Here is a 25,119-nt window from a genome sequence, read left to right on the forward strand (position 1 = left end):
CCTTGCACCCTTGAGGTGTGTGAGGCCCCCAGTAGATGACTGGGTTGATAGGCCAGATGTGGAAGCACAGCAATGTGTGGAGCTGACTGGTACTAATGGCCGATGACTTACAACAACATTCTTTGTGCTTGTTGTTTGCTGTGTGTGTTCGCGTCCACTGTGCGGTTCTTGGGGAACAACCCTGCTGCCGGCACCGGTTTGGTGTGGGTGGGTGGCTGGTTGTGTCTCATCGTGTTACGGCGGTCATAGCGTCGAGGAAACGCCCGGTTCCATTCCGAACCCGGAAGCTAAGCTCGATTGCGCCGATGGTACTGCACTCGGGAGGGTGTGGGAGAGTAGGTCGCCGCCGGACATCTTCACTGGGAGTGGAGGAGTGCTTGAACCCCTAGCGGGTGTTCGCCTCCTCCACTCCCTTTTTTCATGCCCGGGATCTGTGCGCACTATGGCGCGCGTTCTCGCTCCTCGCGGGCACGGTCAGAAGCATCTCCGACGCCTGGCGCAGCGGCGGGGTGCAGTGATGGGCGCGGATCGTCCGGTGTCGAGTGCTTCCGCCATGAGGGACTCCTCGGTGCTGCGTCACGTGCACCGATGCACCGAACCGAAGGGCTACGTCTCCCCGACGACTGACGATCCGCTCGGCACGTCCCGCAGCGGAGAGCTCTCGACGGGAGCTCGTGGCGGTGGCTTCGCGGTGAGTCGGACGATGCTCCGTACGTGTCGCGCGTATGGTCGGCCCCCCGGCACGGACTTGCAAGGCGGTCGACCGGACGGGTCGTTACGTTGCCAGGCACCGAGGGAGAGTCCTAGCGTCGTTGCCACGAGCAGATGGCTCAGCCGGGCACACTGACCGGCGAACAGGAAGGGAGTTCCATCATGGCTGATCAGAACAACTCCGGACAGTTCGGCAACCGGAACGACACCGAGCAGCAGGCCCAGAAGGGCGGCGAGGCCAGCACCGGCAGCTTCGGTGAGAAGAACTCGGCCGATCCGAGCCAGGCCGGCCAGCAGGGCGGCCAGGAGTCCTCGGGCAGCTTCGGCGAGAAGAACTCGGCCGATCCGAGCCAGGCCGGTCGCCAGGGCGGCCAGGAGAGCTCGGGCAGCTTCGGCGAGAAGAACTCCGCCGACCCCAGCGAGGCCGGCCGCAAGGGCGGCCAGAGCTCCTGAGGCCCGTGGGGCTCAGCGCCTGCGCCCCGTGAACGTGGAGGGCGACGGCCGGACGGCCGTCCCCCTCCGCTACGCGCACCTTCCCCGCCTCGACCGTGTGACCCGACCCGACCCGACCCACAGGAGCATCCCATGTCCTTCGCCCCCACCCGTGCTGTCGTCGTCGGCTCCGACTCCGGGATCGGCAGGGCCACCGCGGTCGCCCTGGCCGAGGCCGGGATGGACGTGGGCATCACCTTCAACACCGACCGGCAGGGCGCCGAGGGCACGGCCGAGGAGGTCCGCAGCCACGGCCGCGAGGCCGTGGTCGCCCACCTCGACACCTCCGACCTCGAGAGGGCCGGGGGCGTCGTCGACCGGCTCGTCGCGCAGCTCGGTGGGCTCGACGTGTTCGTGCAGTGCTCGGGCGCCGGCCACAGCACGCTGTTCCTGGACACGCCGCTGGAGACCTGGCGCGACGTCATGGCCGTCGACCTCGACGGCGCGTTCGTCTGCCTGCAGGCCGCCGCCCGCCACCTCGTCCAGGCCGGGAACGGCGGACGGCTCATCGGCGTCACCAGCGTGCACGAGCACCAGCCGAAGGTCGGATCCTCCGCCTATGACGCCGCCAAGCATGGTCTCGGCGGGCTGCTGAAGACCATCGCCCTCGAGCTGGGCGAGCACGGCATCACGGCCAACGCCGTCGCGCCCGGAGAGATCGCGACCCCCATGACCGGGCAGACCGATCGGGACCCCCGCACCGAGGAGCGCCCCGGCGTGCCGCTGCGACGGCCCGGGGATGCCCGCGAGGTCGCGGCCGTCATCACCTTCCTCGCCTCGCCCCAGGCCTCCTACGTCACGGGAGCCTCCTGGGTCGTGGACGGCGGGATGCTGCTGATGGGGCCGCAGGGCGCGGCGGCGACGGTCGACGACGCCTGGCGTCGCCCATGAGACCGGTCGGTCCCGTGACGCCGGCGGCGCCGTGAGCGGGCATGCGCCGTCCGGCTCGCTCGGTTCGGCAGGACGTCGTCCCCGGCAGCGCCGCCGGCCGGTCGCCCAGGAGCCCGGTTCGCTGGACCCGGCTGGGGGTCAGCCGTCTGCCGGGCGCTGGGCGCGCAGGTCGGGCCGCCCACCCAGCCGCCGCACGCTCGACGTCGCCGCCGCACCCGCCCGCCGCGCGGCCTGCTCCGGGAGCTCGTCCCGGCGCAGACCGGTGGTCAGGCCCTCGAGGAAGGCGTCGCCAGCGCCGGCCGGATCGGCGACCCGCTCGGTGCGGCACCAGCTGCTCGCCCTCCGGCCACACCACGAGATCGCCGTCGGGGACGGAGAGCGCGACGAACCCGGCCCCGGCGTCGAGGACGCCCCGGGCTGCGAGGCGGCCCGCCCCGTGATCGGCCGGCTCGATGCCGGTCATCAGACGCGTCTCCGCGGCGTCCATCCGCACCACGTCGGCCGCCCCGAGCAGCCGGTCGCGGGCGGCCCCGTCGACGGCTTCGTCCAGTCGGTCCCGGCGACGCCGAGCAGGAGCACCGGCGCCCCGAGATGTCGCGGAGCGACCGCCTGATCGGCGCCCTTCCGCCGAGCATCTCCCGTCGCACGGCGACGCGGGCGCTGCCGCTGGATGGTGGCCAGTGCTCGACGCGGAGCACGAGATCTCGGGCGATCTGGCCGATGACGAGGACACCGGTGGCGGGATCGGTCGTGGTCATGGCCGTGTTACCACGGGGGCGGCGTGCGAGGAAGGGTCATGGACCGGTGGATCGTCCTGCGCAGGATCGTGACGGCAGGGCCGGCTCGACGGCTCGCGCGGCACGTGCCAGCCTGACGGCATGTGCCGCAGCATCCGACCCTCCACAACGTGGAGCCCGGAGGCCACCTCGCAGGAGGTGCACGATGCCGCACTGCAGCACGTGCGCAAGGTCAGCGCGATGACCAGGCCCTCGCAGGCAAACGCCGAGATGCTCGAGCGGGCGGTGGCGCAGATCGTCCACGCCACCGAGCATCTGCTCGCCGGCCTCGTCACCTCCGCCCCGCCGAAGGACCGTGAGGTCGAGCGGGAGAAGGCCCGGGCGCGCAGCGCGAAGCGGTTCGGGACGCCCGCCGCGTCCTGAGCCGAGGGCGGCGTCTGCACGAAGGGGACTCCAGCAGCATGCCGCGGAGCTCAGCTCCACGCCGTGCCGCTGGAGTCCCCTTTGTGCAGGCCGGCCCCGGCCAGTGGCCCGAGCCGGGTCAGCAGACCGCCGGGACCCCGTCGGTCGTCGTCGGCGCCTCGACGGCGGCGCGCGCCTGCTGGCGGCGGTGCACGGCGAAGGACCAGCCGGCGATGCCGAGTCCGGCGATCGCGAGGGCCACGCCCGTCCAGGCCGGGGCGAGCAGACCCCAGCCGGCGGCGAGCACGGCCGCGCCCAGCGCCGCGCCGAGGGAGTTGCCGATGTTCAGCGCCGAGTGGTGCAGAGCCGCGGCGAGCGAGGGCGCATCCGGCGAGGCGTCCAGCAGGAACAGCTGCAGCGAGGGGCCCATGAACTGCGAGGTGATCGCGAGGGCGAGCAGCAGGAGCATCCCGGCGATCGCGTTCTCGGCCACGAGGGCGAAGACCGTGAGGCTCACCGTCATGCCGATCAGGCCGGTGAAGATCGTGCCGTAGAGGCTGCGGTCTGCGGCGCGGCCCGCGAGGACGTTGCCGATCGTCATGCCGACGCCGAACACGAACAGCGCCACCGGCACCGCCCGTTCGCCGAGCCCCATCACCCCGGGCACGATCTCGCCGATGTAGCTGTACACCGCGAACATGCCGCCGAACCCGATCGAGCCGATGCCGAGCGCGAACCACACCTGCGCCCGGCGCAGCGCCCGCAGCTCACCGCGGATCGAGCCGGTGACCCCGGCGCCCTCGGGCTCGGGCACCAGGCGCCAGATCGCGATCGTGCTGAGAGCGGCGACGACCACGACGATCACGTACGCAGAGCGCCAGCCGACGACCTGCCCGAAGGCGGTGGAGGCGGGCACGCCCAGCATCGTCGCGATCGTCAGGCCCAGCATCACCAGCGAGACGGAGCGGGCTCGCCGTCCGGGCGGGGACAGGCGCGCCGCGACCAGCGAGGCGACGCCGAAGAACGCGCCGTGGGGGAGGCCCGAGACGAAGCGCGCGGCGGCCAGCACCGAGAAGCTCGGCGCCATGGCGGAGAGCAGGTTCCCCAGCCCGATCAGTGCGATGAGCAGCACCAGCAGCTTCGCGCGCGGCATCCTCACCGCCGCGATCGTCACCAGCGGCGCGCCGATCACGACGCCGAGCGCGTACAGGGTGATGAGCATCCCGGCCTGCGGGGTGGAGACCTCGAGGTCCCGCGCGATCTGCGGCAGAAGCCCCATCGAGGCGAACTCGGTGGTACCGATCGCGAAGGCGCCGAGCGCCATCGCGAGGATTACCAGGCGCAGACGTCCGGGGGAGAGCGGCGCCTGGGGAGCGTGCGACTGCGTCATCGGGGGACCTCCAGCGGCGGGACGGGGTGGGGACTCGCTGCCGACGCTGGAAGCGGAGGGGGACCCACTGATCGTAAGGGCGGGGGAGGGGCCCGGGCCAGGGCGGGGTGAGGGATGGAGCGGGGTCAGGCAGAATCCCCTCATGGCACGCACCCTCGCTCCCGGCCGGCGCTCCCGCATCTTTACCCTCGACGTCGACAGCGGGGAGCGCACCCTCGTCCACGAGTCCACGGACACCCTCTACGAGGCCCCGAACTGGTCCTTGGACGGCTCCTCGCTGTACGTCAACGGCGACGGCCACCTCTTCCGCCTTCCCGTCGGACCGGGCTCCACGCCGGAGCGGATCGACCTCGGCGATCTCCCCGAGCTCAACAACGACCACGTCCTCGACCCCGACGGGGAGCACGTCTTCGTCTCCTGCATGGACTGGCACATCTACCGGGCCCCGCTCGCCGGCGGCACCCCCCGTCGGATCACGAACGACGACGGCCGCCTCCACTTCCTCCACGGCGTCAGTCCCGACGGCACGACCCTCGCCTACATCGGGCTGACCGCCGACGCGGAGGGGAACTGGGCCCCGCCGAACGTCTTCACGATCCCTGCCGCGGGCGGCGAGGACGTGCAGCTCACCGACGACGAGTTCCCCGACGACGGCTCCGAGTTCTCGCCCGACGGGCTGTGGATCTACTTCAACTCCGAGCGGGCGCGCACCGTCCCCGGCCACGCCCAGCTGTTCCGCATGCGCCCCGACGGCACCGGCATCGAGCAGCTCACCTCCGACGAGCGCGTGAACTGGTTCCCGCACGTCTCGCCCGACTCCAGCCGCCTCGCCTATGTCAGCTTCCCGCCCGGCACCGAGGGTCATCCCGCGGACAAGGACGTGATCGTGCGGCTGTGCGCGGCCGACGGCACGGGGATCCGCGACCTCGCCCGTGTGTTCGGCGGCCAGGGCACGATGAACGTGCACAGCTGGTCCCCGGACGGCCGCTCGATCGCCTATGTGGACTACCCCGTGGACGGGCTGCACGACTGAGAGGGCGCGGCCTGCTGCGACCGCTGCTCTGCAGACTCCCCGGGCCGCTCCCCGGGCCTCCCGGTACCCTGCTCGGAGCCGGTCGCAGCCGCCCGGCCCCCTCGATCCGATGCGGAGCGCCATGGAACAGATCACCGTCGCCGGACACCCCGAGCCGATCCCTGCCTCGCCCGTCGCTGCGCGCATGCTGCACGAGCGCCTCGAGGAGACCCGCGAGAAGCGTGGGGCCGACGCGGCCGACAGGCTCGAGACCCTGGTCGGCGAGCGGATCGGCACTCTCCTGGCCGGCGGGATGCCCAGCATCGACGTGGCGACGATGCGCTCGATCGTGGAGTACATCGAGCTGCCCTCGGAGGACGAGCCCGAGCCCACCGGCCTCGGCAAGGTCTTCGCTGATCTGAAGGACAAGGCCGCCCAGCGCGGCTACGGCGGGCGCATCGGCTGACGTGCCTCCGCGGCCGGACGTTCACACTTCACCCACGGTTTCCCTTATGGCGCCCATTAGCTAACCTGGCCCGCATGATCCTCACCGGCCTCCTCCTCGGCGCCGTGCTCGGCTACGTCCTGCAGCGCTCCCGGTTCTGCGTGACCGGCGCGTTCCGCGACCTCTACCTCACCCGCTCCACTCGCTACTTCACCCCTTTCCTGCTCGCCATCGCGATCCAGGCCGTCGGCGTCGCCGCGCTGACCGGCAGGGGCATGCTCGCCCCCGAGCCCGCCTCCTTCGCCCCGCTCGCCGTGATCGGCGGCGGACTGATCTTCGGCGTCGGCATCATCATGGCCGGCGGCTGCGCGACCGGCACCTACTACCGCGCGGGCGAGGGCCTCATCGGCTCCTGGGTCGCGCTGATCTTCTACGCCCTGTTCGCGGCCGTGATGAAGTACGGCCCGCTCGGCGGCTTCACCGAGGCCGCCCGCGCCCGCACCGTCGCCGACGCCACGATCCACGAGACCCTCGGCGTGAGCGTCTGGGTCCCCACCCTCGTCTTCAGCGCGATCGTCGCCGTGCTCGTCGTGCGCCGGTACCGCGCCGCCAAGGCGCGTGCCGCCTCCGGCCGTCCCTCCGTGACGCTGCCGGCGCGTCGCACCGGCCTCGGCCACTACCTCGCCGACATCCCCTGGAGCCCCTGGGTGGGCGGCGTGCTGCTGGGCCTGATCGCGATCGCCGCGTGGCTGCTGTCCACCGCCGCGGGCCGCAACGGCGGGCTCGGCATCACCACCCCGTCGGCCAAGATCGTCACCTTCCTGACCACGGGCGACGTGACCCTCGTGGACTGGTCGGTGATGCTCGTGCTCGGGATCCTCGTCGGCTCCTTCCTCGCCGCGAAGCTCTCCGGCGAGTTCCGCTGGCGCGTCCCGGACGCCCAGACCATGCTGCGCAGCGCCGGCGGCGGCGTCGCGATGGGCGTCGGCGCCGCGCTCGCCGGCGGCTGCACCATCGGCAACTCCCTGGTGGAGACGAGCCTGTTCAGCTACCAGGGCTGGGTCTCGCTGGTCGCGATCATGCTCGGCACCTGGGGTGCGGCCTGGTTCTTCCTGCAGCGCCCCCAGCGCGCCGCCGAGGCCAACCGCCCCGCCCCGGTGCTCACCCCCGCCTCCTGATCGTCCCGCTCACCGCACAGCCCCAGAACTGCCCCGACCCTCCCACGGAAGGACCCCTCCCATGGCCGCCTACACCCTCCAGACCAACGGCTCCGTCTGCCCGTTCCCGCTGATCGACGCGAAGAACGCGATGCAGCAGCTGAGCAGGGGCGACGACCTGATCATCGACTTCGACTGCACCCAGGCCACCGACTCCCTGCCCCAGTGGGCGGCGACGGACGGCCACGAGGTCGTCGCCTTCGACCGCACCGGCGAGGCCGGCTGGACGATCACGGTCCGCAAGGGCGCCTGACCCGACCGGCCCCGGCCCGAAGCCGGCTGGCCCCGGAGCGAAGCCGACCGGCAACGGGGCGAAGCCGGCCGGCCCCGGGCCGATGACCGGCCGACGGCCGGGTGCGACGGCGCCTGTGCGCGCCCCCGCACCCGGCCGTCGAGGCCCGCGAGCGCCGCGGCGCGCTCCGCGGGCCGACGGGGGTCAGAATCGCGGTGTCGGCAGGTACACGGTGCCGCCGCGCTCGCGGAACTCCCGCGACTTCTCGGCCATGCCCTCCCGGACGATCCGCTCCTGGGAGGCGGCGTCGCCGTAGGTGTCACGGATGTCCTGCGAGATCCTCATCGAGCAGAACTTCGGCCCGCACATGGAGCAGAAGTGCGCGGTCTTCGCGGGCTCGGCCGGCAGGGTCTCATCGTGGTACTCCTCGGCCAGCTGCGGATCCAGCGAGAGACCGAACTGGTCCCGCCAGCGGAACTCGAAGCGGGCCTTCGACAGGGCGTCGTCGCGCTCGCGGGCACCGGGATGCCCCTTGGCGACATCGGCCGCATGGGCGGCGATCTTGTACGTGATCACCCCGGTCTTCACGTCGTCGCGGTCCGGGAGCCCGAGGTGCTCCTTCGGCGTGACGTAGCAGAGCATCGCGGTGCCGTAGCGGGCGATCTCCGTCGCACCGATGGCGGAGGTGATGTGGTCGTAGGCCGGGGCCACGTCGGTGACCAGCGGGCCGAGCGTGTAGAACGGCGCGCCGTCGCACAGCTCCTGCTGGCGCTCCACGTTCTCGCGCACCAGGTGCAGCGGCACGTGTCCCGGGCCCTCGACCATCACCTGCACGTCGTGCTCCCACGCCCTTCGGGTCAGCTCGGCGAGGGTGTCGAGCTCGGCGAACTGTGCGGCGTCGTTCGCGTCGGCGAGGCAGCCGGGCCGCAGTCCGTCGCCGAGGGAGAAGGAGACGTCGTAGCGGGCGAAGATCTCGCACAGCTCGTCGAAGTGCTCGTAGAGGAAGTTCTCCCGGTGCCGGGCCAGGCACCAGCCGGCCAGGATGGAGCCGCCGCGAGAGACGATCCCTGTGACCCGGTTCGCGGTCAGCGGCACGTAGCGCAGCAGCACCCCGGCGTGGATCGTCATGTAGTCCACGCCCTGCTCGCACTGCTCGATCACGGTGTCCCGGAAGATCTCCCAGGTCAGCGCGTTCGCGTCCCCATTCACCTTCTCGAGCGCCTGGTAGATCGGGACGGTCCCGATGGGCACCGGGGAGTTGCGCAGGATCCACTCGCGGGTGGTGTGGATGTCGTCCCCGGTGGAGAGGTCCATGACGGTGTCGGCGCCCCAGCGGGTGGCCCACTCGAGCTTGGAGACCTCCTCGGCGATCGAGGAGGTCACCGCCGAGTTGCCGATGTTCGCGTTGACCTTCACCAGGAAGCTGCGGCCGATGATCATCGGCTCCGCCTCGGGATGGTTCACGTTCGCGGGGATGATCGCGCGGCCCGCCGCGACCTCGCTGCGCACCAGCTCCACGTCGCAGCCCTCCCGCAGCGCGACATAGCGCATCTCCGGGGTGATCTCGCCGCGACGGGCGTAGTGCATCTGGGTGACGCGCCGGCCCGGGAGGGAGCGCAGCGGGGGCCGGCTCTCGCCGCGCCACTCGGCGCTGGCCTCGCCGCGCCGCACCGCCCCGCGCCCGTCGTCGGAGAGGTCGCGGTCGCGGCCCGTGTACTCCTCGACGTCGCCGCGGGCGCGGATCCACTCCTCGCGCAGCGGCGGCAGGCCCTCCTCCGGCGCGCAGCCGGGACCCGCCGTGCGGTACACCTCCAGCGGGGGATTCGGCGCCCCGGCGGGCGAGGGGTCCTGGGCGATGCGGGTGACGGGCACCCGCAGGCCGTGCGCGGGGTCCTCGAGATGGCCGAGGCTGTGGGTGGGGTAGTTCTCAGGGCGTGCGGACATGCAGTCGCTCTCCTTCTTCCTTCGCCGGCATGACCCGGGGCAGGTTCGGTCGGTGCTCGAACCGCGACAGTTCGATCTCAGCCCGTTGCGACGGGCACCCGAGGGATCGGCGACGACCGTAGCAGACGCATGCGGTGGCGGCCGCGGCGTCCGCGTCCGAGGCGTCCGCGAGGGGCGCCGGAACGCCACGGTCGACGGGTCCCGCCGCGGTGAGGTCCGCGACAGGACCCGTCGACCGGTCGTCTTGAAGGGTGGGGCCTGGTCAGTCCCCGTAGCGCAGCTCGACGCGGCGGTCCGCCGCGTTGCTCGCCTCGTCCCCTCCGCCTCCGGCGGCGGCGGGCTTCGCATCGCCGTGCCCGGTGACCTCGAGGGTGAGATCGGGGCGCTCCGCGGTGAGCGCGTCGGCGACCGCCTGGGCGCGGTTCTCCGAGAGCTGCTGGTTGTCGAAGTCGTACTTCGAGCGGTCCACGGGCAGGGAGTCGGTGTGCCCGCCCACCTGCACGGTCGCGCCCTCGGGGATCTCGGCGGCGAGCTCGACGATGCGGGCGGCGGCCCCGTCGGAGAGGTCCCAGGCGTTGGAGGGGAAGAGGATGTCGGCCTCGAGCACGATCACCTCGTCCTCGGCGGGCTCGCTGCCGCCGAGCTCCGTGATCGAGCGGGCGGGTTCGTACTCGGTGATCGAGCGTGCCGGGTCGTAGACCGTGATCGAGCGCTGAAGGATCTCGTCGGTGATCTCGAAGGGCTGCTCGGGCGGGCCCTCCGTCTCGCCCTCGGCAAGCGCCGCGGGCGCTCCGAGGGCCAGCAGCAGGGCGGACGCCGCGAGCGAGGCGGCGGCGGTGGAGCGGCGCAGTGCGGTGCGGTGCATCCTCATCCCTCCTCGGCCTCGATCTGCACGTCCTCGAAGGAGGGGCCCGCGCCCATCAGGACGTCGATCGCAGAGATGTCGTCGATCGGGGCGGCGAAGTTCGCCCAGTACGCCTGCGTGTCGCCGGAGGCGAGCTCGACCGCGGCCTGCTTGCTGTTCCACATCGTCGGACCGTCATAGGACCCGTTGGTGGTCAGGATGTCGTAGCGGGTGAGGTTCGCACGATCCACGAGGGCCGGCGCCACCACGGAGTGGTCGTCGCCATGCAGGTCCCAGAGCGTGAAGGCGCCGGGCTCGGTGAACTCCGGGGTAAAGGCGAGGAGCAGCTCGAGGGTCTCGCCGCGTCGGCGCAAGTGGTGCAGACCCACGGTCATCGTCCCCTCCACCTCGTCGGACGCGATGGGGTACTCGAGCGTGTCGATCGCGTCGGCCGGGTCGACCGAGGAGGCCGCCTGCGCATCGTCCGCACCGGCCGCGGAGCCCTCCTCCCCGCCGCCGTCGGACGCGGCCGGCTGCTCCTTGCCGTCCGAGCCGCTGTCGGAGCCGCCGTCGCCGGCACCGTTCCCGCCGGACTCCTCGAACTCGGCGTCGCCGCCGGTGGAGCAGGCCGCGAGCGAGAACGCGCCGAGCGAGGCGAGGGCCAGCAGGGCCCCGCGCCGGGTGGTGGGGCGAGTGCGGTGAGCGGTCATGGTCGGACTCCTTCTCTCGGGCGGCTGCGCGGCCGCCGGGGATGTTCTCTCACGGTGTATGTCGTCGGCCGGAGCGGATCGGTTGCATCGGATCTCGACCAATTCTTCGAGCGGTCACGCGCGGACCCTCACCACGCGCCGTGCCTCGAGTTCCTGGCCCTCCGTGGTGCGGGCGCGCAGCACCAGCTCGGCGCGTCCCGGCCCCGAGGCGGTCAGCATCGCCTGCTCGGCATCGACGAGGTGCTCGCCGGTGGGCAGCGTCCACACCCATGAGTCCACGCCCTCCACCTCGGCGGTGAACACCGCCTGCTCGCCCACCTGGATCTCGTCCGGGCCGGCGATCGCGAGGGAGGAGTCGCCGGCGGCCGACGGAGCGGACGCGTCCAGCCCGAGCAGGCTCCCCGCCCCGAGGCCGAGGCCGAGTGTGAGTGCGGGCAGCGCGATGAGGAGAGCACGCCGGCGCGGACTGGCAGCGGTGGAACCCCGGTCGGAGTCGACGGCGCCGACGGCACCACGGGGGACGTCGTCGGCGTGCGGTGTCGTGGTGCGCGCGATGGTCCCCTCGGCCGTGCCGGGGCCGGTGCGCGCGCCGATGTCGGCCCTCGTCGAGCCGGCGACTGCGCCCGCCGGGGCGTTCGCCGCGGAGTCGCCGTCGGCCCCGGGAGCCGTGCCGCCCGCCGGAAGCGCGGGCGGGGGCGGTGCCAGCGCCTCCTCGATCTCGGCGATCCACTCCGTCGCCTCCGCCTGGCGCGAGCCGGGATCCTCGGAGAGGCCCCGGGCGAGGACGTCCTGGAGCGCCTGCGGCATGTCCGTGTCGTCGATCAGCCAGCGCAGCAGTGCGGACATCGCCCAGATGTCGGCGCGGATGTCGACGGTGCCGGGCCTCGACTGCTCCGGCGGGCGGAACCCGTCGGTGCCGGCCGCGACGGTCAGGCCCGAGCTGCGCGCGAGGTCCTTACACATCCCGAGGTCGGCGACGAGGAGCCGCTCGTCGGACCGCACCACGGCCGACGGTGAGGACTCGATGCCGACGGCGCGCGCCGCCTCGCCGCTGGTGCTGGTCAGCAGCAGGTTCCCGGGGCTGAGGTCGCGGTGGACGAGCCGCGCGCGGTGCACGGCGGCGACCGCGGCGGCGAGGGGCCTCGCCACGGCGAGCACGTCGGCGTCGGTGGCGCGCCAGCCGCCTGCACGCAGCTGCTCGACGCGGCGGCGCAGGGAGCCGCGGTCGGCGAGCTCGAGCACCAGATAGGGCTGCTGGTGGTCGTTCTGGTCGATGTCGTGGACGGAGACGAGGTGACGCCCGCCGACCCGGCGCAGGCTGCGGCCCTCGGCGATGAACCGCTCGCGGATCTCCGGGTTCAGGCTGTGGTTCTCCGCGAGCACCTTCACCGCGACGTCCGCGTCCAGCCGCTCGTCGCGCGCCCGATGCACGGTCGCGAAGGAGCCCGCGCCGATCACCCCGCCCAGGCGGTAGCGCTCGCCGAGCCGCGTCACGCGGGAGCCCCGGGCACGGGATCCCCCGCGCCCAGTCGCCCGGCGAGCATCGCCCGGCCGCGGCTGACCTGTGACTTCACGGTGCCCTCGGCGCGGTCCAGCTGCGCGGCGATCTGCGCGTAGGACAGCTGCTCGAGGTCACGCAGCTCGAGCGGGACGCGGTAGAGGTCCGGGAGACCCGCGAGCACCTGCCGCACGCTGACGCGCTCGGCGATCATCGAGCTCATCCGCTCGGCGGGCCGGTGCTGCTCCTGGAGCTCGACCGTGGCCCGCTGCTGGCGGCGCAGATGGTCCGCGACGCGGCGTCGGACGATGGAGTGCACCCAGGTGGTGACCTTGGAACGGCCGTCGAAGCGGTGGATCGACTCCGCGATCGAGATCAGGGAGTCCTGGGCGACGTCCTCGACCGCTCCGGGATCCAGCAGCGCGGCCCCGGCGAAGCGGCGCACCACCCCGGTGCCGTCCAGCACCTCGACGAAGAGCTCGAGCGCTATCGGGCTCGATCCGGCGTGCTCGGCGAGGAGGGCGAGCGCCTCGTCCTGGCCGCCGTCTGCGAGCAGCTCGTCGGCCGTGCGACGGGCGGCGTCGAGGCGCCCTGCCTGCAGATGTCGTGCCAGCTCATCGCCGTGCTGCGCCGTCGACCCCGGCGGCGGTCCCCACTCCGTCCCCATGCTCGCGAGCCTATCGCGAACGGGGCGCCCGCCGAGCGGCGGACGCCCCGTTCAGGACGACGTGCGGACCGGGCGGGCCCGGAGAAGGCTCAGCGCTGCGAGGCCTCCGCGATGCGACCGGTGTTCTGGGCCGTGCGCACGGTCGCGACCGCGAACTCGAGGCCGAGGCGCATCGCGATCAGCGCGATCACCGAAGGGATCCAGCCGAACAGGATCGAGACGATCAGCGGGAACGCATTGAATCCGCCCTCGCCGTAGAAGCTGTTCATGCTGCCCCAGGCGAGTCCGAGGAAGATGCCGTTGACGATGCTCATCAGCCACATCAGCGCCGCGACGACGAACGCGATGACGTAGAGGAACGACGAGAACTTCACGGTGATGAAGTGCTCGAACTTGAAGTCGAACAGCGCCTTGAAGAAGCCTGCCTCGCCGAAGCGGCCGTCCCCGGAGGCGCCGCCGCCGGTGGCGGGGTAGGGCGCCGCCGCGGGGCTCTGCGCGGAGCCCCAGGCCTGCTCCTGGGCGGCCGGCTGCGGGGCCGACGGCGCGCTCTGCGCACCCCAGGCGTCATGCTGGCCGGGCACCGCGGCGGACTGCTGGCCGTAGGCGTCCGACGACGGGGCGGCGTAGGGGTCGGCCCCCTGCCCGGTCCCGCCCGCGGAGGGGGCCTCGTCCTGGGCGCCGAATCCGCTGCTCGTCGGCTCGGGCGCGGGGCCCTGTCCGTGCTGCGGATCCAGCGGGTTGCTGCCCTCGGGCGGCTGCGTCATGGTGCGACTCCTTCTGCGAGATCTGATGGACGAGGAGGAGCTCGGCGGCGCCCCCGCGCCGCCGTTCCCACCCCGACGCTCACCGTAGCCCGCGGGCGAGGGCGGCGGGGAGGTGTCTGCGGAGCGGAGTCGGCCCTGGCATTCGACCGGAGGACGCCCGCGGGCCCCGCCGAATCGCACCGCGAGCGGATGCGAAGCTCGGCGGGCCGACCGCACCATGGAGATCATGATCGACGGCGTCCCTCCGCCCAGCCGCGCCCTGCAGCAGCTGCTCAGCTCCGAGACCGCAGGTTTCGCCGCGGTTAGCTTCGTCGCCGGACTGCTCAGCGGGCCGCCGTCGCCCGCTCGATGATCTCCCGCATCCTCGCCGCTGCCCTCGCCTCGTCGCCGGCGCCGATCGCCGCGGCGACCTCCTGATGCAGGCCGAGGTCGTGCCGGTCGGGGGCCTGCTCGCCCCGCTCGACCGTCGCGCGGTGGCGCAGCCCCTCCTCGATCACGGCCCGCAGCCGGCCGAGCATCGCGTTGCCGGAGAGGGCGAGGACCTCGGCGTGGAAGGCCCGGTCCGCGGCGAGGAAGGCGCCGGATTCGGGCCCGTCGGCCGCCTCGACCATCGAGTTCGCAGCGGCGGCGAGCGCGCGGGTGCTCCCACGCCCGTCGCGCACCTCGCGGGCCGCGGCCGATGCTGCCGCGGGCTCGACCGCATGGCGCAGCGAGCGCAGCTCCGCGAGCTGCCGCGCGTGGTCCGGGCCGTCGAGGCGCCAGCGGATCACCCGCGGGTCCAGCAGGTCCCATTCGCTGATCGGGAGGATGCGCAGGCCGACCCGTCGGCCGGCGCTCAGCAGCCCGAGTCCGCCGAGCACGCGGGTGACCTCGCGGACCACGCTGCGGGAGGCGCCGGTGCGGGCGATGAACCCCTCGATCGTGTCCGCGGCGCCGGCCTCCAGCTCGCCGCCGACGATCGCGGCGCCGAGCTGGTCCAGCGCCTGCTCGAAGGCGCTCGCGCTGGCGGTCATGCCTGCGAGACGGGGGAGACGACCAGCTCGTCGATGCGCACGTGCGCGGGAGAGTCGAGCACGAAGCAGGCGGTGCGGGCGATGTCCTCCGCGGTGAGCATCCGTGCGCGGGCCTCGGCGTCCGGCACGGCGGGGCGCTGGTCGAGGAAGTCGGTGGCGACATCGCCCGGGCACAGATGGCAGGCCCGCACGCCGTGTCCCGCCTCCTGCTGGTTCAGCGTGCGCACCAGGGAGGCGAGCGCCGTCTTGCTCGCCGAGTAGGCGACCCCCGCACCGGGCTGGAACGACCAGCCCGCATAGGAGGAGATCACCACGACCTGCCCGCCGCGCTCGCGCAGGTGGGGGAGGACGGCGTCGACGGTGCTCGCGACCGCGGTGAGGTTCGTGGCGAGGATCGCGTCGAACTCGGCGAGGTCCTGGTCGTCCCAGCGTCGCTTCGGCGCGTTGAGGCCCGCGGCGAGCACGAGCGCGTCGATCCCGCCGAGCCGTTCGGCGATCTGCTCGGCGGTGCCCCGCACGGCCTCGCGATCCTGCACGTCCAGCGGCGCGACCAGCGCGTTGCCGCCTGCCTCGCGGATCTCGGCCGCGAGCTCCTCGAGCACCTCGCGGCGCCGGCCGCTCAGCGCGACCGTCCAGCCCGTGCGCGCCGCCCGCAGCGCCGTCGCGCGTCCCATACCGCTGCCCGCGCCGGTGATCCACACCGTGCGAGGGCCGGTCGCGCTCGCGCCGTGCTTCGGCTCGTCCTGCGCGCCTCGTCCGCTCGCCGTCGTCCCGTCCGTCGTCATCTCGCTCCTCCTCGGGCGTCCTCGCCATCAGGTCCTCTGCGGCGACCTCCCGGCCCCACCGGCCGACGTCACCCAATAGTATGACTATTGAGCGCGGCCGGCGGGCCGCACACCGAGCGCGGCACGGCAGCCGCAGGAGAGGACAGGGCGATGGAGCTGGATCTGCGGGACAGGGTGGTCGTGGTGACCGGGGCGGCGCGTGGGATCGGCGCGGCCATCGCCGCACGCTTCGCCGAGGAGGGCTCGCGCGTGGTCGCGCTCGACCTCGCCTTCCCGGACGAGGCGGCGGAGGGTGCGCCGACCGTGGACCAGGTGGTCTGCGACGTCGCCGACCCCGACTCCGTGCACCGCGCGGTCGAGGCCGTCGTGGAGCGCCACGGCACGATCGACGTGCTCGTGAACAACGCCGGGATCGTCGCGGACTCGACCGTGGTCGAGACCGACTGGGCGACCTGGCAGAAGTGCTTCGACGTGAACACCGGCGGCACCTTCCTCATGTGCCGGGAAGTGGCCCCGCACATGCAGAGGGCCGGGCGCGGGCGGATCCTCAACGCCGCCTCGTTCGCCGCGATCGTGCCCAGCGTGGGCAGCGCCGCCTACGCCGCCTCGAAGGCCGCCGTGGTGCAGCTGACCCGCGTGCTCGCCTCCGAGCTCGGCCCCCACGACATCACCGTCAACGCCTACGCCCCCGGCATGGTCCCCACCTCCATGAACGGCTTCGCCGACCTGCCCGTCGAGCGGCAGGATCGCCTGCTGGACACCCTCTCGCTGCGCCGCTGGGAGAGCCCCGACGATGTCGCCGACCTGCTGATCTTCCTCGCCAGCGACCGGGCCTCGTACATCACCGGGACGCTCGTGGACGTCTCCGGAGGGAAGCTCGCCACGCAGATCCCGGCGGTGGCGCACGGGCGGTGAGGGGCGCGGCGCCACGGCTCGAGAGCAGCCTGGGGAAGGTGATCGGGACGAGAGTCCAGGACGACAGCGAACACGCGGCGGCTCAGCGGGTGCTGGGGGAGGGTCGTCCAGCGGGTCGTAGAGTCCGTCCTCCGCAGCCTGGTCCTGCATCTCGCCGAGTGCGTCTGCTCCGTCGTGCCGCAGCGAGCCCTGGAACGTGAGGACGTCCTGGAGAAGGACGCGACGGTGCCGTCGCCGCATCTCGACGGGCATCTCGCCCGGCTCCAGCAGTTTCACGAGGGTGGGGCGAGAGCGCGGACGCCGGCGCGGACCGTCGGGCAGGAGCTGCCGGGCGGCCCTGACCTACTGGTCCGTCCTCTCGGTCGTCCTGCGGAACCGCCCCGCGCCCGGGTGCCGGTGAACTAGTGTGCGAGCACGGACCCGACGAAGGGAGCGCGTGATGAGACGGCCGCTGCCGTTCCTGGACAGGACCGCGCCCGAGGCCTGGGACCTGCTCGGCGAGGTGCGCCGCGCCGTCGCGGAGCAGAACGAGTCCGCCGGGGTCGCGACGACGACGCTCGAGCTCATGTACCTGCGCATCTCCCAGCTCAACGGATGCGCCTTCTGCGTGGACCTCCACCACCGCCGCGCCGTGCGCGCCGGCGCGCCGGACGACCAGGTCGCGCAGCTGCCCGTCTGGCGCGACTCGCCCAGCTTCGATGCCGTCGAGCGCGCCGCGCTGCTGCTCGGCGAGACGGTCACGACCCTGCCCGAGCCGATGATCCGCGACCGCGACCTGATGACCGCCCGCGACGTGCTCGGCGAGCAGGCCTTCGCGGCGCTGGAGTGGTCCGCCGTGCTGATGACCACGTACAACCGTCTGTCCGTGCTCTCCCACCACCCCGTGCCCGGCGCCCGCTGACTGCCGCGCCCTCCTCAGGAAGGAACCCCGATGACCGAGGACACCACCCCCGCAGAGACGGTCGACCCGGCCCACGAGACCGTCCAGGTGCGCGAGAACCCCGGGAGGCACCGCTTCGACATCCTCGTCGGTGGCCGCCAGGCAGGCTTCGCGTTGTTCACCACCCCGGCGGAGAACCCCGATGACCAGCGGATCTTCTACCACACCGTCATCGACGACGCCTTCGGCGGACGCGGGCTCGCCGGCGTGCTCACCCGCGGCGCGCTCGCCGCGAGCGTCGAGCAGGGCAAGCGGATCGTGCCCGTCTGCCCGTACGTCGCGCGCTGGGTCCGCGGCCACGACGACTTCGCGGACTCCGTGGACCGGGTGAAGTCCGTCCACCTCGAGGCCGTGCGCGCCGTGAACGGCGAGGCCGACGGCACGGCATCATGAGCTGAGCAGCCGTCCGCGCCTCTCACCGCCCGAGAACGCCGCTGTCGTCGCGCCCGCCCAGCATGCGACGCTCGCAGGTGACTACGCTGTCGAGGGGTCGCGACGGCCCCGAGCACCGCAGCGTGCTCGCAGCACCCGAGGCGAAGGAGCAGCCGGAAATGCGCACACCGAGGAACCAGCGATCGGCCGAGGCCGTCGAGGCCTTCACCCGGATCATGGGGCGCAAGCACGTGCTCACCTCGGCGCGTGCCACCGCGCCGTTCACCACGGGCGACCGCTTCGGCGCCGGTGACGTGCTCGCCGTGCTGCGGCCCGGCTCGCTGGTGGACATGTGGCGGGCGCTGCAGGTATGCGTGGACCACGATCTGATCGTCATCACCCAGGCCGCGAACACGGGTCTCACCGGCGGCTCCGGCCCCGGCGACCAGGACTACGACCGCGACGTCGTCATCCTCTCCACGCTGCGGATCGACGGGATCCACCTCATCAACGATGCCCGCGAGGCGATCAGCCTGGCCGGCGCCACCCTGTTCTCGCTCGAGGAGAAGCTCGCCGCGCACGACCGCGAGCCTCACTCGGTGATCGGCTCGAGCTCCATCGGCGCGACCGTCGTCGGCGGCATCGCGAACAACTCCGGCGGCTCCCAGATCCGCAAGGGCCCCGCCTATACGGAGCAGGCGATCTTCGCGCGCGTCGATGAGGACGGCCGGATCCACCTGGTGAATCATCTCGGGATCGATCTCGGCACCGACCCCACGCACATCCTCGACCGGCTCGAGCGCGGGGACTGGGACGCCGCCGACGTCACCCCGCCGCCGCCCGACTCCACCGGCACCGACTACGCGGACCACGTGCGCCAGCTGGTCGACACCCCGGCGCGCTTCAACGCCGACCCGACCTTCCTCCACGAGGCCTCCGGCAACGCCGGCAAGATCATGGTGTTCGCCGTGCGCACCCGCACCTTCCCGCTCGAGAAGGACAAGGCCACCTTCTACATCGGCACCGACCGCCCTTCCGATCTCGAGGCGCTGCGCCGCCGCATCCTCGCCGCCGAGGGCCCGCTGCCGATCTCCGGCGAGTACATGAGCGCGCACGCGTTCTCCCTCGCGACCGAGTACGGCAAGGACACCTACGTCTCCCTCAAGCACGCCGGCTCCGCCACCCTGGTGCGCATGTTCGCGCTGAAGGCCTGGGCCAACGGCGTGTTCGCGAAGCTGCCCGGCTTCGGGCCCGCCACCGCCGATGCGATCTCCCAGAAGCTCTTCTCCCTGGTGCCGGAGAGGATCCCGCGCCGACTGACCGACTTCCGCGACCGCTTCGACCACCACCTGCTGCTGGTGGTCAGCGGCAGCGAGCGCGAGGCGACGCAGCAGCTCCTGCGCGAGTTCTTCGCGGAGCCGGAGCACGAGGGTGCTTTCTTCGAGTGCGACGCCGACGAGGCCCAGAGCGCGACCCTGATCCGCTTCGGCGTCGCCAGCGCCGCGAGCCGCTGCTTCGTCATGCACCGCGCCGAGGCCTCGGCGATGGTCACCTTCGACGTGGCGCTGCGCCGCGACGACGAGGACTGGCTGGAGAGACTGCCCGCGGAGATCGCGGACCAGCTGCTCGAGAGCGCCTACTTCGGCCATTTCTTCTGCCACGTCCTGCACCAGGATCATGTGGCGAAGAAGGGCGTGGACCCGGTCGCACTGAAGAAGCGGATGACGCAGCTGCTGGTGGACCGCGGCGCTGCGGTCCCCGCCGAGCACAACTTCGGCCGGATCTACCCGGCCCCCGATCAGCTGGTCGCCCACTACCGTGAGCTCGACCCGCTGAACATGTTCAACGCCGGGGTGGGGGAGACGTCGGCGAAGAAGGGGTGGGGGTGAGCGGCGCGGCCGGACCGGCCGCGCCCCTCCTTCCTCTCATCGCGCGGCGATCTCCTCGAGCTGAGCAACCCACGCGTCGACGCGCTGAGGGTCGGCCCAGCTGATCTCGAGCGAGTTGCGGGCCACCTGCACGACCTCCTCGCGGCTGAGCTCCTGGGCGATGGCCAGCGCCTCGAGGTTGTCGCCCACGTACCCGCCGAAGTAAGCGGGATCGTCCGAGGCGACCGAGACCTTCAGCCCCTGACGCAGGAGGTCGGTGATCTCCTGACCCTTCATCTGCTCGGTGACGAAGGAGTTCGACAGCGGGCAGCAGGTGAACCCGATCCCGCGCTCCTTCGCCTCGGCGACCAGGGAGCCGTCCTCGAGGATGTTCGTCCCGTGATCGATGCGCTCCACGCCGATCCTGTGCAGCACCGTGGCGATGTTCGCGATCGACTGCTCCTGGTCGATGTCGCAGTGCATGGTCAGGCGGTAGCCGGCCTGCTTCGCGGCGTCGAAGACCGCGGCGAACTTCTCAGGCGGATTGCCGCGCTCGTCGGAGTCCAGCCCCACCCCGAGGATCCGGTCGCGATAGGGCAGCGAGGCCGCGAGCGTCTCCTCGGCCGACTCGACGCTGTGATCACGCAGGAAGCACATGATCAGCGCGGCCTCCACGCCGAGGCCTCGTGCCTCCTGCACAGCCGACCAGAGCCCGTCGACCACGGCGGCGAAGGGCACGCCGCGGCTGGTGTGGGCCTGCGGGTCGAAGAAGATCTCCGCGCGCACCACTCCGTCGGCGGCGGCGCGTTCGAAGTACGCCATGGCCAGGTCATAGAAGTCCTGCTCGGTGACCAGCACCTCCATGGCGGGGTAGTAGACGGCCAGGAAGCTGGTGAGATCGGTGAAGTCGTACGTCGCACGCACCTGCTCCACCGTGCTCTGCCCGATGTCGACACCGTTGCGGCGGGCCAGCTCGAGCTTCAGCTCCGGCTCGAGGGTGCCCTCGATGTGCAGGTGGAGCTCTGCCTTCGGCAGGGAATCGATGAACGGGCGATCGTAGCTGGGCATGACGGGGCGGTCTCCTCGAGGTCACAGGGCAGGACTCGGCCAGGATAGGAGGCTCGCTGCACTTCAGCGCGGTGGGATCACGGCAGTACGGGGTCGATCGGTCAGGTCCGTCCCAGGACGTCTGCATCGTCGCGCCTATGGGCGCGAGCCCGTGCTGCGCCGCTCACCCGTCCGACCGCGAGAACCGGTTGGTCATCCCCTCGCTCGCCGTGAACAGCACCTGGCCGAGCAGCGCCTCGGTCTCCGTGCGGATCCGCTCGGCGATCCGGGTGTTCGCTGCGGCGAGCAGGGCCGGTACCTCGCCCGCCGTACCGGCCCCGGCGGCCTCCTCGTCGGCCGCGTGGACGGCGGTGCGGCCGAGCGCCTGGGTGCGCTGCTGGTAGCGTTCGATCAGCGGGATCGTCTCGTGGAAGTGCGGATCGGCCAGCGCCGCGATCATCCGGGAGGTCCAGTAGAAGCTGTCGGTGGAGACCGTCTCGCCGGTGGTCGAGAGATAGGCCGGGGCCTCCTCGACGTTCGTGAACATCGGGATCAGCGTCGTGAACGGCAGCGAAGCGTAGGCGATCCACTGCACCGAGCGATGCGAGGCGGGCAGGTCGCCGCGGATCTGCAGGATCGCCAGCGCGTTGTGGCGGTTGATGCCGATGGGGCGGAAGGCGCGGCGCTCCGCGTCGGTGCCGCGCGGGGAGTAGGGGTCGAAGACGGTGCCCTGGTAGTGGGTGCTGAGCACGTCCTTGACGTCCTCGACGGTGAGCAGGCGCTCAGGCCTGCGGCTCCAGGCGAGGTCGTCGGAGTCGGGGCTCGCGCCCGGGCGCCCGGCGTCCCAGTCCTCGGCGTGCGGGCTGAGGGTGCGCTGCATGTACCAGGCGCGGGGCGAGTTGTAGACGTGGTCGTGCTCGGTGTGGGAGCCGAAGGCCTCGCGCGGGTTGAACACGTCCTCGCGCTGCCCGTCCTCGCGCAGGGTGAGGTCGAGGTGGTGCTCGCGCAGGAAGGCTCGCAGGTCGGGGCTCGCGAGGTGGTTGCGGCCGGGCCCCTCGGCGTCGGCGAGGTCGAAGGAGTCGATGCCCAGCTGGTTCGGCATCGTCACGTAGTGGTCCTCGGGCACGCGCCGCGCGATCCAGTGGTGCCCGCCCACGGTCTCCAGCCACCAGATGTCCTCCGCGTCGCTGAACGCGATCCCGTTCATCTCGTAGGTGCCGTGCTCGGCGAGCAGCGCCCCGAGCCGCTCCACGCCCTCGCGGGCCGAGCGGATGTAGGGCAGCACGAGGGTCACGAAGTCCTCCTCGCCGAAGCCGCCAGGCTGGCCCCCGCTGCGCTCGACCAGCGGGTCCGCGCCGAGCACGCGCGGGTTCGAGGTGATCGTCTCGGTCGCGCTCATCGCGACGTTCGCCGCGTTGATCCCGGCGCAGCCCCAGATCCCCTCGTCCGGCAGTGCGTTCGGGATCGCGGTGTAGCGCAGCGGGTTCTCGGGCAGCTCGATCGTGCGCCCGCCGAGCACGGAGGTGTAGCTGCGCGGCTGGTCCTCGGGACGCACCACCACGGCGCGCTTCGGATCGAAGCTGCCGGCCGAAGAGTCCTCGGTGCGGGCGACGAGCGGGGAGCCGTCGGCGCTCGCACGGCGGCCGACGAGGAGGGTGGTGCAGGGCATGGGCGGGTGGCTCCTGGGGCGCGGGGACGGTGTGCGTTCTCCACCGTAGAACTGCTCCCGACATAGGGTGGTCCGCACCATGGTGCCGTGTCCGGCGGCACCGATGCGTCGTGGGGGAGCGGAGCAGCGATGAGACGGCGAAGCAAGGGACGAGCACGATTCTCCCGGAGCGAAGGGGCGTCCCTGTTCCTGGAGCTGTTCGACCTCATCGCGGGCGTGGCACAGCTCCTGTGGCGCCTGCCGTTACTGATCCTGCGCCTGTTCAGCTGAGCGCGCAGAGTCGCGGGGTAGTGCGCACAGCGGGCCCGCCCGTCAGGCGCTGCCCTCCGTGAGGCTCGCCGTCGGCAGCCAGTCCGCGCCGAGCAGCTGCGCGACGTCGCTGAGGCCTTCGGTGTCGCCGCCGACGGTGTCGGAGGCGGCGGCGATCCGCTCCACCATCAGCTTGCTGACCTGCTCCTCGACGGTGTCCTCGGCGTAGGCGATGTGCCAGGGGGAGACCTGGTGGTCGCGGTGGGTGCGGCCGGTGACCTGTCGGCCCGCGATGCCGGAGAAGCGGGCCTGGTGGAAGATCCCCACCCGCGGCTCCGTGCTCGCCTGCCTGCCGCCGGGGAGGGTCTCCCCGGCGTGGAGGCTGATCGAGGCGACGGTGGTGAACACGCACACCGGCGCCTCCCCGGTCTGGAAGCGCAGCCGCTCGGCCTCGACGTCGAAGCGGTCCCGGCCATAGATCGTCGCGACCTCGATCCCCGAGTCCTGGAGACGTTCGGTGATCGGGTCGGCGGCGGTGCTCACGAACTCGACCGAACAGGCCACCTGCCGTTCCGCCTCGACCTGCTGCGCGATCCACTGCGCCGTCGAATCGACGCGAAGCAGTCCCGCCTTCTGCCGGAAGCGCAGCAGCGCCGCCCGACCCTTCGCGGTGTTCCGTCCGCGGCGCGCGAGGTCCATCTCGCGGCAGAACTCTCCCCACTCCGCCTCGTACGCCTCCCGCTCGGCCGGGGTGAGCGCGACCGGCATCCCGGAGATCGGCACCGGCCCCCAGGGTGCTGCGCGGTGCAGCATCGCGGCGGGCTCGTCGTCCGTCAGCCAGCTGCGCACCCGCGCGAGATCCTCCGCCCGACGGGCCGGATCCGTCGTCCAGGTCGCGCCGTAGCGGCCCTTCTCCAGGCCGACCCCGTGCCGCTCCAGCGCGGAGGTGAAAGTGTTCGCGGGCTCCTTGGCCGAGGCCCAGGCGGTCATCGGCTCCCCGTGCGACTGCGCGTAGGCGGGGGCCAGGTACGGCAGCTCGAGCGGGGTGTGTCCGGGCGTCGCCGTCGTCGCGATGACGAAGGGCGCCGCGTCGTGCGAGCGGGTGTGCCCGGAGATCCGCGACCAGAGCTTCCACCGCTTCGTGGTGGTGCGGCGCAGGGCATGCGCCTCGTCGGCGATGATCACGTCCCAGTCGTGGCCTGCGACCTTCTCCAGCCGGTCCCAGGTGATCACCACCCACTCCAGGCCGCTGTCCCCGAGCGCCGTGATCGTGCGGCACCAGTGCCCGATCGTGATCGCCGCCGGCCGGTCCGCGACCACCAGCACCCGCTCCGCGCCGCGCAGATCGCCGACGGCGGACGCGCCGAGCACGGCGGAAATCGTCTTGCCGACGCCCGGCTCGTCGGCCAGCAGGAACATCCGCCCGCCCGCCTCCGCACGGGCCGCGATCGCGTCGGCCGCCTCGTACTGGTTCTGCCGCGGCTCGAAGCCGTCGGCCGGCTCGGGGACGGGCGCGGGGGAGCCGGGGTTGTGGAGGTTCTCCAAGAAGCGGCCCAGCGTGTGCGGGCCGGGGGAGTAGGGAGCCAGGTGCGCAGGCAGGATCCGGCCGACGTGCACGTGCATCTTCACGGCCGGATGCCAGGAGGCTCCCTCGACCTGTGTGCCGTAGGGGACGTCGAGGATCCACAGCCGCTCGCCCGGGCCGACGAAGGGGAGCTCGCGCGGGGTGGAGCGGGAGGAGCCCCCGGAGCGGCGGCGCGAGGACCTGCGGCGGTGGGTGGAGGGGGAGCGGCGGGAGGTGGGCACCGCTCGAGGTTAGCGGGGCGCGGCGGCGTGTGCCGGTGAGAAGGTAGGTGTCCTTACGACCCCATCTCAGGAGGTTCGGACATGAGCAGCACCCCGCTGTACCACCCCGATGACGACGAGACGAATCCCCACCCGGAGGACCAAGGCATCTCCCCGCAGGGTGGCCCGGAGGATCCCGCCGACGCGGGAGCGTCGCGCTCCTCCCAGGACGCCGCCTCCTCGGACACCGACCTCGATGAGCTGAACGACGAGGGCGTCGGCGGCACGGTCGGCTCGAAGGACACCTTCGAGCCGGAGGAGTCCGACGCCTCCCGGCATGCCGGGGGCGACTCGCAGCAGGCATGAGGCCCGCCCGCTGTGAGCGACGTTGATCGCTCACAGCGGTGCGCCCGAGGACGGCTTCCGGGCCACCGGGCGGGGCTCGCCCCTGCCACCACGAGTTCGACGAGTCGGTGCAGCGCCTCATCGATGTCCTCGCCGTCGATTCGTCTCTGCCGGG

The 25,119-nt window shown here is 72.3% G+C and carries 27 protein-coding genes, 2 rRNA genes and 1 riboswitch; of the genes, 16 read left to right on the plus strand and 13 right to left on the minus strand.

The window, feature by feature from the left end; genetic code table 11:
* From DS079_RS16205 to DS079_RS16220, 4 genes are all read left to right on the plus strand, one after another.
* Positions 1-116, plus strand: a 23S ribosomal RNA gene (locus DS079_RS16205); the annotation flags it as partial.
* Between the two features lie 119 nt (positions 117-235).
* Positions 236-352: ribosomal RNA gene (gene rrf / locus DS079_RS16210) — 5S ribosomal RNA — on the plus strand.
* Between the two features lie 521 nt (positions 353-873).
* Positions 874-1,164 (plus strand): hypothetical protein, encoded by a 291-nt coding sequence (locus tag DS079_RS17765; protein ID WP_010552169.1) that lies wholly within the window; start codon positions 874-876, stop codon positions 1,162-1,164.
* A 132-nt stretch (positions 1,165-1,296) separates the two neighbouring features.
* Positions 1,297-2,094: an SDR family oxidoreductase gene (locus DS079_RS16220; RefSeq protein WP_126988815.1), complete on the plus strand. Its 798-nt coding sequence runs from the start codon at positions 1,297-1,299 to the stop codon at positions 2,092-2,094.
* 138 nt (positions 2,095-2,232) lie between these two features.
* On the opposite strand, the gene DS079_RS17770 is transcribed toward DS079_RS16220, so the two are convergent.
* Positions 2,233-2,454, minus strand: coding sequence for a PfkB family carbohydrate kinase (locus DS079_RS17770; RefSeq protein WP_377802564.1), 222 nt, complete (start codon positions 2,452-2,454; stop codon positions 2,233-2,235).
* Between DS079_RS17770 and DS079_RS17265 the strand changes: the two genes are divergently transcribed.
* Positions 2,414-2,707 carry a hypothetical protein gene (locus DS079_RS17265; RefSeq protein ID WP_206516185.1) on the plus strand — a complete coding sequence of 98 codons (294 nt, stop codon included), beginning with the start codon at positions 2,414-2,416 and terminating at the stop codon, positions 2,705-2,707. The two genes, DS079_RS17770 and DS079_RS17265, sit on opposite strands and share 41 nt — an antisense overlap.
* Before the next feature lie 265 nt (positions 2,708-2,972).
* Entirely contained in the window at positions 2,973-3,254 is a 282-nt protein-coding gene (locus DS079_RS16230; RefSeq protein WP_126988816.1) for a DUF2277 domain-containing protein, read from the plus strand.
* A 118-nt stretch (positions 3,255-3,372) separates the two neighbouring features.
* Here DS079_RS16230 and DS079_RS16235 read toward each other — a convergent pair whose 3' ends face one another.
* Positions 3,373-4,623, minus strand: a complete 1,251-nt coding sequence (locus DS079_RS16235) for an MFS transporter (protein WP_126988817.1) — start codon at positions 4,621-4,623, stop codon at positions 3,373-3,375.
* A 142-nt stretch (positions 4,624-4,765) separates the two neighbouring features.
* Here DS079_RS16235 and DS079_RS16240 point away from each other — a divergent pair, with 142 nt between their 5' ends.
* The 4 genes from DS079_RS16240 to DS079_RS16255 all read left to right on the plus strand — a co-directional run bounded on the left by DS079_RS16240 (position 4,766) and on the right by DS079_RS16255 (position 7,550).
* Complete coding sequence (locus DS079_RS16240) at positions 4,766-5,656, plus strand: TolB family protein (RefSeq protein WP_126988818.1); 891 nt, start codon at positions 4,766-4,768, stop codon at positions 5,654-5,656.
* A gap of 121 nt (positions 5,657-5,777) precedes the next feature.
* The gene (locus DS079_RS16245; RefSeq protein ID WP_062948169.1) at positions 5,778-6,101 is read left to right on the plus strand and encodes a hypothetical protein; all 324 of its coding nucleotides are present in this window, start codon (positions 5,778-5,780) and stop codon (positions 6,099-6,101) included.
* A 74-nt stretch (positions 6,102-6,175) separates the two neighbouring features.
* Positions 6,176-7,258, plus strand: a complete 1,083-nt coding sequence (locus DS079_RS16250) for a YeeE/YedE family protein (RefSeq protein WP_126988819.1) — start codon at positions 6,176-6,178, stop codon at positions 7,256-7,258.
* Positions 7,259-7,319: 61 nt separating this feature from the next.
* Complete coding sequence (locus tag DS079_RS16255) at positions 7,320-7,550, plus strand: sulfurtransferase TusA family protein (protein WP_126988820.1); 231 nt, start codon at positions 7,320-7,322, stop codon at positions 7,548-7,550.
* Positions 7,551-7,733: 183 nt separating this feature from the next.
* Here the strand turns inward: DS079_RS16255 and thiC are convergent, their stop codons facing one another.
* From thiC to DS079_RS16295, 8 genes are all read right to left on the minus strand, one after another.
* On the minus strand, positions 7,734-9,473 hold the full coding sequence (gene thiC, locus DS079_RS16260; protein ID WP_126988821.1) for a phosphomethylpyrimidine synthase ThiC: 1,740 nt from the start codon (positions 9,471-9,473) through the stop codon (positions 7,734-7,736).
* Positions 9,473-9,583: riboswitch (TPP riboswitch) on the minus strand. It overlaps the preceding gene by 1 nt.
* 152 nt (positions 9,584-9,735) lie before the next feature.
* A complete protein-coding gene (locus DS079_RS16265; RefSeq protein ID WP_164736302.1) occupies positions 9,736-10,338 on the minus strand; it encodes an OmpA family protein in 603 nt (200 codons plus the stop codon).
* Between the two features lie 2 nt (positions 10,339-10,340).
* Complete coding sequence (locus tag DS079_RS16270; protein ID WP_126988823.1) at positions 10,341-11,027, minus strand: hypothetical protein; 687 nt, start codon at positions 11,025-11,027, stop codon at positions 10,341-10,343.
* A gap of 114 nt (positions 11,028-11,141) precedes the next feature.
* Positions 11,142-12,521 carry a protein kinase domain-containing protein gene (locus DS079_RS16275; protein WP_126988824.1) on the minus strand — a complete coding sequence of 460 codons (1,380 nt, stop codon included), beginning with the start codon at positions 12,519-12,521 and terminating at the stop codon, positions 11,142-11,144.
* Positions 12,518-13,192 carry an RNA polymerase sigma factor gene (locus DS079_RS16280; RefSeq protein ID WP_126988825.1) on the minus strand — a complete coding sequence of 225 codons (675 nt, stop codon included), beginning with the start codon at positions 13,190-13,192 and terminating at the stop codon, positions 12,518-12,520. Before DS079_RS16280 ends, DS079_RS16275 begins: the two co-directional genes overlap by 4 nt.
* Before the next feature lie 89 nt (positions 13,193-13,281).
* Entirely contained in the window at positions 13,282-13,956 is a 675-nt protein-coding gene (locus tag DS079_RS16285) for a DUF4282 domain-containing protein (protein ID WP_126988826.1), read from the minus strand.
* 323 nt (positions 13,957-14,279) lie between these two features.
* Entirely contained in the window at positions 14,280-14,969 is a 690-nt protein-coding gene (locus DS079_RS16290) for a FadR/GntR family transcriptional regulator (RefSeq protein ID WP_126988827.1), read from the minus strand.
* A complete protein-coding gene (locus DS079_RS16295; RefSeq protein WP_126988828.1) occupies positions 14,966-15,754 on the minus strand; it encodes an SDR family oxidoreductase in 789 nt (262 codons plus the stop codon). Before DS079_RS16295 ends, DS079_RS16290 begins: the two co-directional genes overlap by 4 nt.
* A gap of 150 nt (positions 15,755-15,904) precedes the next feature.
* Between DS079_RS16295 and DS079_RS16300 the strand changes: the two genes are divergently transcribed.
* From DS079_RS16300 to dld, 4 genes are all read left to right on the plus strand, one after another.
* Positions 15,905-16,669 (plus strand): SDR family NAD(P)-dependent oxidoreductase, encoded by a 765-nt coding sequence (locus tag DS079_RS16300; protein ID WP_126988829.1) that lies wholly within the window; start codon positions 15,905-15,907, stop codon positions 16,667-16,669.
* Between the two features lie 439 nt (positions 16,670-17,108).
* Positions 17,109-17,570: a carboxymuconolactone decarboxylase family protein gene (locus DS079_RS16310; protein WP_126988830.1), complete on the plus strand. Its 462-nt coding sequence runs from the start codon at positions 17,109-17,111 to the stop codon at positions 17,568-17,570.
* 30 nt (positions 17,571-17,600) lie between these two features.
* On the plus strand, positions 17,601-18,002 hold the full coding sequence (locus DS079_RS16315; protein ID WP_126988831.1) for a GNAT family N-acetyltransferase: 402 nt from the start codon (positions 17,601-17,603) through the stop codon (positions 18,000-18,002).
* A gap of 158 nt (positions 18,003-18,160) precedes the next feature.
* A complete protein-coding gene (gene dld, locus DS079_RS16320) occupies positions 18,161-19,870 on the plus strand; it encodes a D-lactate dehydrogenase (RefSeq protein WP_126988832.1) in 1,710 nt (569 codons plus the stop codon).
* A gap of 36 nt (positions 19,871-19,906) precedes the next feature.
* Here dld and add read toward each other — a convergent pair whose 3' ends face one another.
* Both add and DS079_RS16330 read right to left on the minus strand, forming a co-directional pair.
* Positions 19,907-20,917 carry an adenosine deaminase gene (gene add / locus DS079_RS16325; protein WP_126988833.1) on the minus strand — a complete coding sequence of 337 codons (1,011 nt, stop codon included), beginning with the start codon at positions 20,915-20,917 and terminating at the stop codon, positions 19,907-19,909.
* 163 nt (positions 20,918-21,080) lie between these two features.
* On the minus strand, positions 21,081-22,565 hold the full coding sequence (locus DS079_RS16330; protein ID WP_126988834.1) for a C69 family dipeptidase: 1,485 nt from the start codon (positions 22,563-22,565) through the stop codon (positions 21,081-21,083).
* An 87-nt stretch (positions 22,566-22,652) separates the two neighbouring features.
* Here DS079_RS16330 and DS079_RS17195 point away from each other — a divergent pair, with 87 nt between their 5' ends.
* Complete coding sequence (locus DS079_RS17195) at positions 22,653-22,835, plus strand: hypothetical protein (protein WP_164736303.1); 183 nt, start codon at positions 22,653-22,655, stop codon at positions 22,833-22,835.
* Positions 22,836-22,877: 42 nt separating this feature from the next.
* Here DS079_RS17195 and DS079_RS16335 read toward each other — a convergent pair whose 3' ends face one another.
* Positions 22,878-24,620 (minus strand): DEAD/DEAH box helicase, encoded by a 1,743-nt coding sequence (locus DS079_RS16335; protein WP_126988835.1) that lies wholly within the window; start codon positions 24,618-24,620, stop codon positions 22,878-22,880.
* An 81-nt stretch (positions 24,621-24,701) separates the two neighbouring features.
* Here DS079_RS16335 and DS079_RS16340 point away from each other — a divergent pair, with 81 nt between their 5' ends.
* Positions 24,702-24,965, plus strand: coding sequence for a hypothetical protein (locus tag DS079_RS16340; protein ID WP_126988836.1), 264 nt, complete (start codon positions 24,702-24,704; stop codon positions 24,963-24,965).
* Positions 24,966-25,119 lie beyond the last annotated feature (154 nt).

The sequence above is a fragment of the Brachybacterium paraconglomeratum genome (assembly GCF_003994255.1).
Lineage (GTDB): Bacteria > Actinomycetota > Actinomycetes > Actinomycetales > Dermabacteraceae > Brachybacterium > Brachybacterium conglomeratum.

Coding starts and splice junctions, on each gene's coding strand:
- DS079_RS17765 (WP_010552169.1), top strand. CDS start 874: ATGGCTGATCAGAACAACTCCGGACAGTTCGGCAACCGGAACGACACC.
- DS079_RS16220 (WP_126988815.1), top strand. CDS start 1,297: ATGTCCTTCGCCCCCACCCGTGCTGTCGTCGTCGGCTCCGACTCCGGG.
- DS079_RS16230 (WP_126988816.1), top strand. CDS start 2,973: ATGTGCCGCAGCATCCGACCCTCCACAACGTGGAGCCCGGAGGCCACC.
- DS079_RS16235 (WP_126988817.1), bottom strand. CDS start 4,623: ATGACGCAGTCGCACGCTCCCCAGGCGCCGCTCTCCCCCGGACGTCTG.
- DS079_RS16240 (WP_126988818.1), top strand. CDS start 4,766: ATGGCACGCACCCTCGCTCCCGGCCGGCGCTCCCGCATCTTTACCCTC.
- DS079_RS16245 (WP_062948169.1), top strand. CDS start 5,778: ATGGAACAGATCACCGTCGCCGGACACCCCGAGCCGATCCCTGCCTCG.
- DS079_RS16250 (WP_126988819.1), top strand. CDS start 6,176: ATGATCCTCACCGGCCTCCTCCTCGGCGCCGTGCTCGGCTACGTCCTG.
- DS079_RS16255 (WP_126988820.1), top strand. CDS start 7,320: ATGGCCGCCTACACCCTCCAGACCAACGGCTCCGTCTGCCCGTTCCCG.
- thiC (WP_126988821.1), bottom strand. CDS start 9,473: ATGTCCGCACGCCCTGAGAACTACCCCACCCACAGCCTCGGCCATCTC.
- DS079_RS16265 (WP_164736302.1), bottom strand. CDS start 10,338: ATGCACCGCACCGCACTGCGCCGCTCCACCGCCGCCGCCTCGCTCGCG.
- DS079_RS16270 (WP_126988823.1), bottom strand. CDS start 11,027: ATGACCGCTCACCGCACTCGCCCCACCACCCGGCGCGGGGCCCTGCTG.
- DS079_RS16280 (WP_126988825.1), bottom strand. CDS start 13,192: ATGGGGACGGAGTGGGGACCGCCGCCGGGGTCGACGGCGCAGCACGGC.
- DS079_RS16285 (WP_126988826.1), bottom strand. CDS start 13,956: ATGACGCAGCCGCCCGAGGGCAGCAACCCGCTGGATCCGCAGCACGGA.
- DS079_RS16290 (WP_126988827.1), bottom strand. CDS start 14,969: ATGACCGCCAGCGCGAGCGCCTTCGAGCAGGCGCTGGACCAGCTCGGC.
- DS079_RS16295 (WP_126988828.1), bottom strand. CDS start 15,754: ATGACGACGGACGGGACGACGGCGAGCGGACGAGGCGCGCAGGACGAG.
- DS079_RS16300 (WP_126988829.1), top strand. CDS start 15,905: ATGGAGCTGGATCTGCGGGACAGGGTGGTCGTGGTGACCGGGGCGGCG.
- DS079_RS16310 (WP_126988830.1), top strand. CDS start 17,109: ATGAGACGGCCGCTGCCGTTCCTGGACAGGACCGCGCCCGAGGCCTGG.
- DS079_RS16315 (WP_126988831.1), top strand. CDS start 17,601: ATGACCGAGGACACCACCCCCGCAGAGACGGTCGACCCGGCCCACGAG.
- dld (WP_126988832.1), top strand. CDS start 18,161: ATGCGCACACCGAGGAACCAGCGATCGGCCGAGGCCGTCGAGGCCTTC.
- add (WP_126988833.1), bottom strand. CDS start 20,917: ATGCCCAGCTACGATCGCCCGTTCATCGATTCCCTGCCGAAGGCAGAG.
- DS079_RS16330 (WP_126988834.1), bottom strand. CDS start 22,565: ATGCCCTGCACCACCCTCCTCGTCGGCCGCCGTGCGAGCGCCGACGGC.
- DS079_RS16340 (WP_126988836.1), top strand. CDS start 24,702: ATGAGCAGCACCCCGCTGTACCACCCCGATGACGACGAGACGAATCCC.